We start from the raw sequence: 12,275 nt of genomic DNA on the forward strand, positions 1-12,275 counted from the left end.
TGTTTACCGCAATTTTAAGTTTCCGCTTGTCATCTCAATATCGACTAAGTGTGTCCCTTTCCCATGCGTGCCGGTAAAACCTCGGCCTTCACTATCCGCTTGGTCAAAATCATACGAATGATCAATACGTCCACTCGTTTTTTTCACTTGGACTTTGAAATCTCCCTCATCTGGCAAGTTAAATTTCGCACTGCCTGATGTCATGTGAAAGTCGACTGGTGAATCAATTGTATCAAAGCTTGCTGTTAGCCTGCCGCTTGTCATGCCTAATTGCAGCTTTCCTTTTACATCTTGAATATCAGCACGACCAGAAGTGGCACCAATATCACTTTCCTTCGCATCAATATGAGACACTGAAAGTCTGCCAGAAGTCGCTTTGATTTCCACACGATTTGCTGAGAAGTTCTCAGCTGTGAGGTTTCCGCTCGTTGATTTGAGCGTCACATCTTGAAGAGACAGCTTTCCTTCGCCATTTACTTCGCTCACGCCGATTCCACCTGTTATTTTCACATCTTTATGATAATCTGTTGGAATTTTGACTAAGAGTTCTCCTTTTTCAAATGCAGAGAAAAACAAAAATCCTTTATTTTCAGCACGGACTTTGAATGTTCCGCCTGTTTGTTCCGCATACATTTTCCCTTTTCCATTCACAACCATCACAGAAATATCCGAACGATCTTCCGGCTTCACCTTGATGCGAAATCCAGAAAGAGAGATATCTAATAGTTCAACCTCATCCTTTTTCGCTGAAGCTGTTGTGACCGCTTTATCACGAGAAAAGCTCAAATGAAAGAGATCTCCATTTTTGAAAAGCATCCCAATCATCAAAAAAACACCAACAAGTATACAAATTAGACCAATGAACCGTTTCATTTATATCATCCCTTTATCCTTTGACCTTTTTATTATAAGGAAAAGCGAAACAGAAAGAAATCAAATAACGGAAGAAAAATCCTGTTTTTCTTCCGTTTTGACACATTCCCATTAGTTTGCCGGCTGTTTCTCAAGCTGCTTTGATCGCTTAAGCTTTTGCCATTCCTTTTCAACCTCATCAGCGTAATCAAGATGAGCATATGCACCCTGATCGCCAAATTGTGCATAACTGCCCGCTTTTGTCTCCATTTCCTCTATACGGTTCTCCATGCGTAGAAATTCTTTATAAGCACTTTCACTATCAACCTTATTCATAGATTCATTCATATGCTGCTTTGCCTGTGCGGCATTGGCTCTTGCAATCAGCGCTTGCTTCTTGTCTTTAACATCACGCAGCTTTGTTTCTAGATGCTGCAACTGTTCTTTCAGCTCTTTCAGCTGTTTAACAGATTGCTGATAGGCTTCTTGATATTCGTTGTGCTTTTCTTCAAAATACTTCATTTCAGTCAGTGCTTTCCGTGCAAGTTCTTCTTCTCCTGCATGAAACGCCAGCTCCGCCTGTTTCTTTCGCTTATCAGCAAATTCTTCTGTTTCTTCTGCTTTTCTCAAGAAACCTTGCTGAATGGTTTGCTGTTTAATGATCGCATGCTTCGCTTTGGCAATATCGTCCTCCATATCACGAACATATTGATTCAGCATGACACGCGGATTCTCCAATTTATCTAAGCCTTCATTGACTGTTGCAACAAACATATCACGTACTCTTCTTAATACCATTTCATATTCCTCCCTTTATTTTTTCTTTAAAAAGTCTTCCCATTCTTGATCAAATGACGTGTGCATAGATTCTTCCATGTTCGGTGCCGTGTTTGGCTCCATATATGTTGTTCTGCCGGATGATTCCTTTGCAGATTCACCATTGATCATCTTCCAGCCAAAGTAGAGAAGTACTCCAGCAAATGCGATTCCGAGTAAAAATGGCAGCGACTGTGCGACAAGCAATACACCGATAATAGAGAGTATGACCCCTGTTGTTTTACTGCCTTTATCATATTTTTTGACACCTACATAAATGAGCCACGCCCCAATCAAAGTCGGGATCAGCCCGCCCAATGAACCACCAAAGAAGATGGATAAACCGATAAACATCAGGATTGAACCGATGATGGTTTTACTTGTGATTTTCATCTTCATGCCTCCTTTCTTGCTCCTTGCTTTAACTATAGTCAAAAAAGGAAGCCGACAAAACGTGTCGTAGATTGATCTTTGATTGCGACCAGAGTCGTAACATGGCTCAGACTGAGCGGTTGAATCTATAGAAAAAGCACTCTTCGACTAGAAGAGTGCTCAGATTATTGACAAAGGGCTAAAATGAACTTGATTTTAGCCCTTTGTCTTCTTTTCAGCGTGATAGAAAACCTTTGCAGTCTAGGAAGAACGAGTACTGGCGCAGAGCGAATTGGACATTCGTGAGCACCGGCACGCAGGACTGACAAAGAATGCGAGGGTTTGTCTACACGCTGAACACTCTTCGACTAGAAGAGTGCTTTTCCTCATTTAGAACGAAACACGTCTGCACTTCGTTCATATTCAACATCCGCTTCACCAAGCCGATGATTCACAATACGGGCGGCAGCAAATAAATAGTCGGATAGACGGTTCACATATGTGAGCGTAACTGCTGGAATTTCCTCCTGCTTTGCGAGTGTCACAATATGCCGCTCGGCTCTCCTGACGACTGTTCGCGCTACATGTAAGAGGGCAGCACCTTCCTGGCCCCCAGGTAAAATAAATTTAGTCAGCGGCGCGGCTTCTTCTACATACACGTCCATTCGCTTTTCAAGGACTGTGACAGATTCTTCTGTTAACTTGCCTTCTTTCGGTGGTTTCACCGCTGCTAAATCACCTCCGCAGTCAAACAGTTCATGCTGAATGACCATCAGCTCAGATAGAATATCTTGAAACAATTCGCCATGCTGCCTTAAGTTTGCATGAGCTAGTCCAATCAAACTATTCGCCTCATCTAATGTACCGTACGCTTCTACTCTTGCGTCATCTTTATCAGCCCGCCCTCCAATCAAGCCTGTTTGACCTTGATCTCCGGTTTTTGTATAAAGTTTCATTGAGGTTCCCCCTTATCCATTGCTTGTTCCTTTTAGTATACCCTGAAGTGGAAAAGATGTATTTGTTTTATTATGAAACACTTTTATTCAAAACCTCTTCATTTCCACTTTATATGTTGAATGATGAAACATCACATTTTATAATAAATGAAAGCGCTTTTTAATTATGACAGATGGGTGGGATGATAGATGACTTTACAAAACAAAGTAGCAATCATTACAGGTGCAAGCAGAGGGATTGGCCGCGCCATTGCGGAGGCATTTGTCTCTGAAGGAGCTAAAGTGGTGCTGAACGGAACGAATGAAGTGCTATTGCAAGACGTTTGCTCCTCTCTGAATAAAAAAGAGACTCGCGCTGTTTCTGTCGCTGGTGATGCTAGTTTACCAGCGACAGCTGCCTCCCTCGTTGAGAAGGCAAAAAACCATTTCGGACAGATTGATATATTGGTCAACAATGCTGGGATCAATTTGCGGAAATCAACAGTCGATACATCTGTTGATGAATGGAAAAGACTAATTGATATTAATTTGACGGGTACGTTTCTCATGTGTCAAGCAGTCATTCCTGACATGATCAAACAGCAAGGCGGGAAGATTGTCAACATGAGTTCAACTACTGGCAAAACCCCTCATCACAATGCATCACCCGCTTACGGCGTTTCAAAGGCAGGTATCAATTACTTAACGATGCATCTTGCCAAAGAATTAGCAGCACATCACATTCATGTAAATGCTGTCTGTCCTGGGCCAATTGAGACAGACATGAGCAAACAGTGGAGTGATGAATACCGTAGATCTGTTTTAGAAAGAATTCCTCTGAAAACAATTGGAACACCGCAGCAAGTCGCAAACGCCGTTACCTTTTTAGCCTCTGATCAGTCAGATTTCATCACAGGGGAAACCATCAATATGAATGGCGGAACGTATATGAACTAAAGAAAGAGCCTCCATTGGAAGGCTCTCAGATTGTTGACAAAGGGTTAAAATGAACTTTATTTTAACCCTTTGTCTTCTTTTCAGCGTGATAGAAAACCTTTGCAGTCTAGGAAGGACGAGCATCGGCGCGGAGCGAATTTGACATTCGTGAGCACCGAAGCGCAGGACTGACACCGAATGCGAGGGTTTGTCTACACGCTGAGAGCCTCCATTGGAAGGCTCTTTCTCTTTTACTATCGGTTCTCTCTCGTACCAGAAAGCATGATTGCCTGCCGAATGGCTTCTTCCATACTCGCAGAATCAGCCTTTCCTGTTCCTGCAATATCAAATGCCGTCCCATGATCGACACTTGTACGGATTATAGGCAATCCAACTGTAATGTTCACGCCTGATTCTAAGCCAAGCACCTTGATTGGTCCATGCCCTTGATCATGATACATCGCCACAACGATATCAAAGTCGCCTCTTGTCGCCCTAAAGAACAGTGTATCAGCTGGTAGCGGGCCAAATACTTGAACCCCTTCATCCTGTGCTCGTTCTACCGCTGGAATGATCTTCTCCTCTTCTTCACCGTTTCCAAACAAACCATTCTCCCCGGCATGCGGATTAATCCCGCACACAGCAATTCTAGGTGCAGGGATACCAGATCGAACGAGGGTATCATGAGCCAGTTTAATCGTTGTGTATACACGCTCAGGATTGATTTTTAAGATGGCATCCATTAATCCGATATGTGTCGTCACATGCACCACTTTTAAATTAGGAGCTGCCAGCATCATGGCATAATCGTCCGTACCTGTCAGGTCAGCTAAAATTTCTGTATGCCCTGGATACATATGACCAGCCTTATGAAGTGCTTCCTTGTTTAACGGTGCTGTACAAATGCCGTCAATTCTACGGTCATTCGCAAGTGTAATGGCTTTTTCAAGATATCGAAAAGCGGCATTCCCTGCTTCTTTTGAAATCTCTCCTACTGGAATATCGCTTGTTAATAGATGAAGATCAAGACAAGGAACGGCACCAGCTTTTACTTGTTCCGCTTCCTCCGGTTCTTTAATACTGACAATCTCCACACCTGTATTCACAAAATCTTTCACCCTATTTAATATATGGGTGTCTCCAATGACAAATAGAACGGCTTCTTCATGTAAACGGCTTTGCTGGAAGGCTTTTAAAATAATTTCAGGACCAACCCCAGAAGCATCTCCCATCGTTACAGCAATGATTGGTTTTGCCATTCGTCTACCCCCTCTATGTTTTTCAACACTTCAACCGCATGGAGCACAGAATCTTTTTGACCATATGCCCCTGCTTTTGTGACCGCATATACACTCGTATCAACGAGCCGCCCAAGCGGGATGCCGGGTTCAATTTCTTTCAACAGCTGAATCCCGCCTGCTCCAAGCTCATGGCATATCGCACGCGCCGTATCTCCACCAGTTAAAAAAAGGCGTTTTACCCCTGTTAATTCAACAATGTCTTTTGTGATCTTACCAAGACAGACAGATAAGGTACTTCCTACTTCTTGTCTTGTCATACCATTCGCTTCACCGTATGCCAACATCTGTTCAACCATTTCTGGCCTTGCGTCTGTATAAAGGAGAATATCTTCATCCTGACGCATGAGCAGCTGATCCATGACTGATTTCCTTTCCCATGCTTCACGGCCGTTTAATACATTCAACGGGTTCACTTTCACCTCGAGACAATCGTGTTTTTCTCTTAAAAAAGCAAACTGCTCATTTGTTTTTTGAGAAGCACTTCCTGAAACGATGAGAACAGATTCATGCTTTTTTGCATGAGAAAGATTGTGGTATTTCGCGATATAGGATGATAATGCGCCAGCGAGTCCGGCTGACCCGACCCAAAGCACTCTTTGATTGATCTTCATAAACAAATCAACGATCTGTGTTAAATCATGGTTCGTTTCTGCATCACACACAAACCATTGATGACCATGTTTTAATAAAGATGAAATGTCATGACTCGTTTCGTTTAGCTCTGAATAGACCGCTTGCTGCGAAAGATGTTTTGGCTTGATGTTTGTCTGCTCGTCAATTAAGTCTGAAATACTGGATGTCAGGACAGGCGTTTTTGGGTCCTTCGCTGCTTCTGATAGATGAACAGGCACACCCTCCACATAATGAATCCCATAGGCCGTAGATCTATTCGCATCGGGGTAAGCGGGGGCAATGACTGCCGCATCAAACCGGCCAAGATCCATTAGTGCCTGAAGCTCTACTCCTATATTTCCTCTTAACGTTGAATCTATTTTTTTAAAGAAAAGGTGCGAATCCCCTTGTAGAAACGGCTGAATCACTTGACTGACCTCATTATACGCTCTTTCAGAAGACATACTTCGTGAGTCTGTATCGACAATCAGTACATCTTCCTCCTTGTACCGGCTCATATCCTCAAGTGACGGCTGGAACAGCACAGAGGCTTTTAAACCGGCCTTCACAAATTGAACACCTGTATCACTTGCGCCTGTTAAATCATCAGCCACAATGATCACCTTTTGCTCTAAGTTCGCTCCTTTTTTTAATAGATCGTTTGTCATTTAGACACCTCGGTCTCATTGCATATTATTCCTTTAGCTTTCTCCACAGCGTCGTGCGGTTAATATTTAGCCGCTTTGCTGCTTTTGATTGATTCATATTTTCTTCTTCCAGCACCGTCCGAATGATTCGTCTTTCAATCTCGTCAAGCGTGCCATGTAAATAGCTGGACAGCTGTTTTTCTTCATTCTCAGAAGCAAGTTGCTCAATTGCCGGCTTTGCTTTACTCAACGTGATATATCCACTTTTTGTTGTCAGCACCAGTTCTTCCATAATCCGCTTGAACTGCCGGACATTTTCTCTAAATCGCTCGTTTTGAAAGGCGGCAATCACTTCTGCTGACAGCCCAACAACCTGCGTCCCATAAAGAGAATTTAATTCAGCTATAAATAACCGGCTCATATCCTCAATATCTTCTGCCCGTTCAGATAACGGCGGGACATGAATGACGAGCTCCTGCAAACACGTATATAGGTCTTCATGAAACGCCCCAGATTGCATCAATTTGAACAAATCAACTGTAGATGCAGCCATCCAGCGAATGTTCTGCTGATGATGACTAAGCTGCTCGGCCATGATGGGCTGCATAGCCATTGGGACACGATCAATATCCTTCAGAAAGATCGTCCCTTTTTGATGCACCGGAATTGCTTTTACATCATCTGGTTCCGCCAAACGGCTGCAATGCACCGTCATAAAGCTCTCATTTTTCCTCTCGCTCATTTGATGAATAGCGAAAGCAAGGCTTGATTTACCAGTTCCTTGTTCACCATAGAGACAAATCGATCGATCTGTTTGGCTGAACGCTTTTGCTCTTTTAATCACATCTTTCATATTTGAACTCTGCTCAGTAAAAAGAGCAAATGGATGTGCTGAATGAACAGGTGCGGCCAGCGTCCATATATGCTGACCCTCTCTATTGATCACAGCAGAAGGCTTCTCAATCGTCAAAAACAGCTCCCCTTTAGATAACAAGCTTCCTTTGACATGCCACACTTGCTGCTGAAAGGAGATTTGAGAATATCCACTTTGTTTTCCTTCTCGAACCGCTTTTACTGCTGGTTCAAGCGCCGGGCACCATGCCATCACATCAACATGAGACGTAAACGGTGCAAATAACCCTTTTTCTGTCCATTCTTTCATTTGCTGATTGATAAAATAAAGCTGATTGTGCTGATCAATGATCAGCATCCCTTTTGACTCCTGGTCAATCATTTCACGAAAGAGGCGCTGCTCAGCTGTCGCCTCTTTATATAAACGGTACATTTGTTTTGCTTGATGAAACGCTTCTTTGACAGATTCACGTCCTGAGGTAATGAGCATGCTTTGCATCCCCAACTCCTTGGCCGCTTTATCTGTAATCACATCCCCCAGCACAACCTGTGTCCCTTGTTCCTGTAACTGCTGTAAAAGATCCCACACTTCTTCCTCTTGCTGTATCGTATAAATATCAATTTTGATCCCGTATAACTCTCCGATGGTGCGTACACCTTGTGTAATATTTTCAAATCCAACTACTGCTTTTTTCCCTTGGTAATCTTTAATCAGCGTGAGGGCACGAAGCAAGTCGTAGCCTGACACAGGGATATCCACCACTGGAATGTTGACGTGCTTTTGAATAAGCGCAGCTGTCCCCCCGCGGCTCATAATAATATCCATTCCTTGAGCCTCGGCCTGTTCTGCCAGTGCAACACCAGACCTAAGATCTCCGACTTCAAGCTGGAATGTGATGCTTTTTTCGTCTTTGGCAAGGTCGATTAATACATCGCCTAATCCTTTATACGGCGCAATACCTAATACTTTTATACTCATGAAAAGGACCCCCCATTTTTTATCTCTTCATCGTGAGACATACGTTGAGGGAGTCCAAATGTTAGCAAATTGAGACAACCCTCCAAACATCAATTATAAATGAAGAAAATGAGGGTTACAATTCACGGAAACACTGATCCCTTGCGGTTACGACGTGTGATGAGTCCATTCTTCTTTCACACACACATACTTGATGGCCTGCCGGTAAAAAGTAAACGCAATGTGCAGACTACCATCTTTTCCTTCTGTGATGGATGGATAGGAATACTCTCGATTCAATTTGTCCTTTGAGTTGTTTGTCATGGCATATCCATCGCCAATTTCAAGGTTACGTCTGACGGGCCATGTCGCACCGTCATCCGTCGAGATGGCAAGTGTCATTGGCGCACGCGGTGTTCCCCAAAAGGCTGGACGCGCCTCTGTATCAACAGCCGTTCGTGTATCGCCTTCATCCTCAATCTCATCATACAAGGACGCTCTTCTTTCTGTTTGATCATCCGCATTGATATGGTTATAAACGAGGGCAAGATGACCATTATGGAGCACCGTAAATTGAATGGATGAGTTATTGTTTGGCAGCTCTGTTGCTCTTGGCTCAGACCATGTCCGTCCATGATCCACTGAACGGCTCATATAAATCGAATCAGCAAACCGGCTTCTAAAGAGGGCAAGCAGGGAACCATCCGCACATTTTCCGATATTCATATGAACACAGCCAGTACTGTTTGGCACAGTGACCTCTTCCCAGGTCTTCCCTTGATCTGAGGAAATCTTCACAGCACTGACATCACGGTTTCCTGTCCATTTTACGCCAGGAATCGTTTTACAATAGAACACCGGAAGGAGCCAATCATCATTATCCAATACAACAATAGGCTGTCGTATAAACGTCCCCGGCTGATCAAATAAAGTACCAATCTCTCCCCAAGTCTCTCCTCTATCCTCCGATAAACGATATCTCACAAGAGCTGTATCTTGATTGCCAGAAAGTTGTGCTGTATAAAGCAGCCACAGCCTGCCATCTTTCTCTTGAAAAAGAACTGGATTTTGTTCAGATCGTGTAGAATCATCAGACAGCTTCACAGCCTTCGTCCATTGATTACTTCCTAGCTTGAGCCTTGACATATAGATAGAGATATCAGGAATTCCTTCTTGCGTACCGCCAAACCATACACACAGCAAATCTCCATTATCCAGCTCGATGAGATTAGCCGCATGGTTTTGCACGCAATCTGTTGGTAGAAAGGCTTCTTTTCTTGCTGCGTCTTGTTCATTTTGTCGCAATTTTCCATCTATTTTGATCATGATGTCTTCATTTGTCATCATAATTCTCCTTTCAGTGATTGATCCTTTTTAGCTGGCGGGCTGATCCATCGATCCATCACCAGAACTAGGAAAGGAATGATAATGGCCACATACATATTATCGATTCCAAATGGATTATCGAGTAAATACCACACCGTCGTGGCGATGCCTGAAGCGGCAAGACCAATGGTTGCTCCTCTATTTGAATTAAAGTATGGCAAGTAAAAGCCCATTGCTGCTACAACTGCAATCGATGTTCGAAGTGCTCGTGTAAAAAAGGAAAGTGACAGCAACTCTGGTGCAAGTGCAACCCCCACAAGCGGCACAATCCCAACCATGACAGCTACATACCGAGTCACCTTCATACGCTGCTCTGGTGATGGTTTCTTTTTCGGTACATAAAAGTCATCAATAATTAACGTGGTTGTAGCAAGTGCAACCGTCGAGACACCAACAAAAATGGATGCGACAAGCGACGTTGCCACAATAGCGGTCAAAATCGGATTCATATGCTGTAAAAAGACAGGGAAAGCATAAATAGGGTCAATGTCTGGATACAAATAACGGGCTGAGATACCGATGATCCCGATCGCAATGGCAAGCGGCAAACAAAGGAGTGCTGCATACAGGGTCGATTTTTTCGCTTCTCGCTCACTTTTCGACGAGGTGATCGCTTGAATGATAAACTGCGTCGCAAAAATGGCCCCCATATTTCCTATAAACCAAGCTCCAATCGTTCCCCAACCGATGGTCCCATCCCATGTAAAGAAATGGTCGGGTAATGTTTGTTTCATTGGCTCAAAGCCTTTTGTTAAATAAAGGGCTACCCCTAGTGTAATTAAAATCCCCGCATACTTCACAATTGAATGAAGGATCGTGACCCATGCAACCCCCTTCATTCCTCCGAAAGTAAAATAAAATGTACTCACAACCGCCGTGATGATGGCACAGGTCATTAAAGGAAGGCCAAGAATAGATGCAATGGCAGCTGAACCACTTAAATAGTTTCCTAGATTCACTAAGAGCAGGGCTGCAATCATAATGACAGAGACAACAAGCTTTGTTGATTTTCCAAATTTTTGATCAATAATACCTGAAATCGTGTATTGTCCTGTTCGATAAAACTTTCCCACTAAGAAAAAGGAAAAAATAAAAAAGGCAATAGCAACTGTGATAACAGACCATGAAGCGGAAAGCCCGTGTGTAAAAGCAGATTCAGCTGTTCCGACAGTTGACTTCGTTCCAATGAATTCACTCATTAACAAAATACCGACCACAATAGCTGGAAGTGACTTAGCGGCATTGTTAAATTCTGAGTTAGACTTACTGCGGAAACGCATCGTCAGCCAGGTCGTAAACAGAATATAGAGAATAATGACGATTAAAATAAATGTGATGACAGAACTGCTTAAGACATTCACTTAAAATCCCCCTTTGTGTGCAAGCCGTATGAAGCAACTTCTTATGTCCCATCCCAGTGACGTATGAAGTGTTAAACGTGGAGCAGTTTCATATAGACCTGTTCAATATCAGAGACAGACATCGGCTTCGGGTTGTTATCCATTAATCTCTTCACCTCCGAAGCAGCTTCAGCAAGTGCCGGCACATCTTCTTTTGACACACCGAAGGCTTTGAGTTGTTGAGGAATGTGTAAATCCGCTGTCCACTCTTCAATTTGACGAATCACTTGCTCTGCAAGCGTATGCTTTGATCCTTTCTCTTCGATCCCTATCACTCTAGCAATATCTTCAAGACGATCTTTGATATGGTCTGCATTAAACGCCGTAACATGAGGAAGCAGCATGGAATTAGCGACACCGTGTGAAATCTTGTATTTCCCCCCTAACGGATAAGCCATTGCATGAACAGCAGCGGTTCCGGCACTTGTGAGCGCCATCCCGCCATACATGGCACCAACCAGCATATCCTCCCTTGCTGTCATGTTATCCCCGTGATGATAGGCCTCCTGAATACTTGCTGAAATGAGCCTCATCGATTCGAGTGCAAACATATCACTAAATGGATTGGCTTTATTTGAAATATACGATTCAAGCGCATGCGTAAACGCATCCATCCCTGTAGCTGCGGTAATGGCTTTTGGCAATTTGAGTGTCAGTGCGGGATCTAAGATCACAAGATCAGGCAAAAGGTATGGGCTGACCATGCCAATTTTTAATTCTTTTTCCGGAAAGGTAACAATCGCGTTTGGTGTCACTTCTGATCCCGTACCTGAGGTTGTTGGAATGAGAATCGTTGGAACTCCTCTTTTTTTAACAAGGTTCGTGCCAACGAGATCAGAAATTGGCTGATCATTCGTCTTTAGAACAGCTAATATTTTGGCCGCATCCAGCACACTCCCGCCACCAATCCCAATAATGGCTTCATGCTCCCCTTTTAAAAATGTCTGGAATACGTCCTCGATATTTTCTTCCGTTGGTTCAGGCTTAATCTCTGTGCTGATCTCACTCGCAATCCCTTTTTTCGCAAGTTCTGTTTTGATTTGATCAGCGTAACCAAGAGACACGATGGATGGCTGCGTTAAAATAAAAATCGATCTCAACTTGCTAAGTCCTAATAGCTCTAGTTTCTCCCCAAGGAGCTCTAGAGAGTGGGCGCCAGAAACAATGTGTGATGCCGTTTGAAAGTGATAATGTGATATTGTCATCTC

Annotated in this window: 11 protein-coding genes; 1 reads left to right on the forward strand and 10 read right to left on the reverse strand. The window is 43.4% G+C overall.

Annotation, left to right across the window (positions count from 1 at the left end; translation table 11 throughout):
• Positions 1-3 precede the first annotated feature (3 nt).
• The 4 genes from liaG to NSQ64_RS17020 form a co-directional block, all read right to left on the reverse strand.
• Positions 4-873 (reverse strand): LiaG family protein, encoded by an 870-nt coding sequence (gene liaG / locus NSQ64_RS17005; protein ID WP_341017432.1) that lies wholly within the window; start codon positions 871-873, stop codon positions 4-6.
• A gap of 111 nt (positions 874-984) precedes the next feature.
• Positions 985-1,650: a stress responsive protein LiaH gene (gene liaH, locus NSQ64_RS17010; RefSeq protein WP_096881837.1), complete on the reverse strand. Its 666-nt coding sequence runs from the start codon at positions 1,648-1,650 to the stop codon at positions 985-987.
• 15 nt (positions 1,651-1,665) lie between these two features.
• The gene (locus NSQ64_RS17015) at positions 1,666-2,061 is read right to left on the reverse strand and encodes a hypothetical protein (RefSeq protein WP_024719792.1); all 396 of its coding nucleotides are present in this window, start codon (positions 2,059-2,061) and stop codon (positions 1,666-1,668) included.
• Positions 2,062-2,426: 365 nt separating this feature from the next.
• A complete protein-coding gene (locus NSQ64_RS17020; protein ID WP_268383012.1) occupies positions 2,427-2,996 on the reverse strand; it encodes a cob(I)yrinic acid a,c-diamide adenosyltransferase in 570 nt (189 codons plus the stop codon).
• Between the two features lie 189 nt (positions 2,997-3,185).
• Between NSQ64_RS17020 and NSQ64_RS17025 the strand changes: the two genes are divergently transcribed.
• Positions 3,186-3,932 (forward strand): SDR family NAD(P)-dependent oxidoreductase, encoded by a 747-nt coding sequence (locus NSQ64_RS17025; protein ID WP_039168189.1) that lies wholly within the window; start codon positions 3,186-3,188, stop codon positions 3,930-3,932.
• Between the two features lie 233 nt (positions 3,933-4,165).
• Here the strand turns inward: NSQ64_RS17025 and pdxA are convergent, their stop codons facing one another.
• The 6 genes from pdxA to NSQ64_RS17055 all read right to left on the reverse strand — a co-directional run bounded on the left by pdxA (position 4,166) and on the right by NSQ64_RS17055 (position 12,272).
• A complete protein-coding gene (gene pdxA, locus NSQ64_RS17030) occupies positions 4,166-5,170 on the reverse strand; it encodes a 4-hydroxythreonine-4-phosphate dehydrogenase PdxA (RefSeq protein WP_341017436.1) in 1,005 nt (334 codons plus the stop codon).
• Positions 5,146-6,492 (reverse strand): four-carbon acid sugar kinase family protein, encoded by a 1,347-nt coding sequence (locus tag NSQ64_RS17035; protein ID WP_341017438.1) that lies wholly within the window; start codon positions 6,490-6,492, stop codon positions 5,146-5,148. Before NSQ64_RS17035 ends, pdxA begins: the two co-directional genes overlap by 25 nt.
• A 25-nt stretch (positions 6,493-6,517) precedes the next feature.
• Positions 6,518-8,302, reverse strand: a complete 1,785-nt coding sequence (locus NSQ64_RS17040; protein WP_160758010.1) for a sigma-54-dependent Fis family transcriptional regulator — start codon at positions 8,300-8,302, stop codon at positions 6,518-6,520.
• A gap of 147 nt (positions 8,303-8,449) precedes the next feature.
• Positions 8,450-9,625 (reverse strand): sialidase family protein, encoded by a 1,176-nt coding sequence (locus NSQ64_RS17045; protein WP_268383003.1) that lies wholly within the window; start codon positions 9,623-9,625, stop codon positions 8,450-8,452.
• Positions 9,625-11,028 (reverse strand): sodium:solute symporter family protein, encoded by a 1,404-nt coding sequence (locus NSQ64_RS17050; protein ID WP_341017444.1) that lies wholly within the window; start codon positions 11,026-11,028, stop codon positions 9,625-9,627. Before NSQ64_RS17050 ends, NSQ64_RS17045 begins: the two co-directional genes overlap by 1 nt.
• Positions 11,029-11,099: 71 nt before the next feature.
• On the reverse strand, positions 11,100-12,272 hold the full coding sequence (locus NSQ64_RS17055; RefSeq protein WP_268363719.1) for an iron-containing alcohol dehydrogenase: 1,173 nt from the start codon (positions 12,270-12,272) through the stop codon (positions 11,100-11,102).
• Positions 12,273-12,275: the final 3 nt, after the last annotated feature.

It is taken from the genome of Bacillus sp. FSL W8-0183 (assembly GCF_038006825.1).
GTDB classification, from domain to species: Bacteria; Bacillota; Bacilli; order Bacillales; family Bacillaceae; genus Bacillus; species Bacillus altitudinis.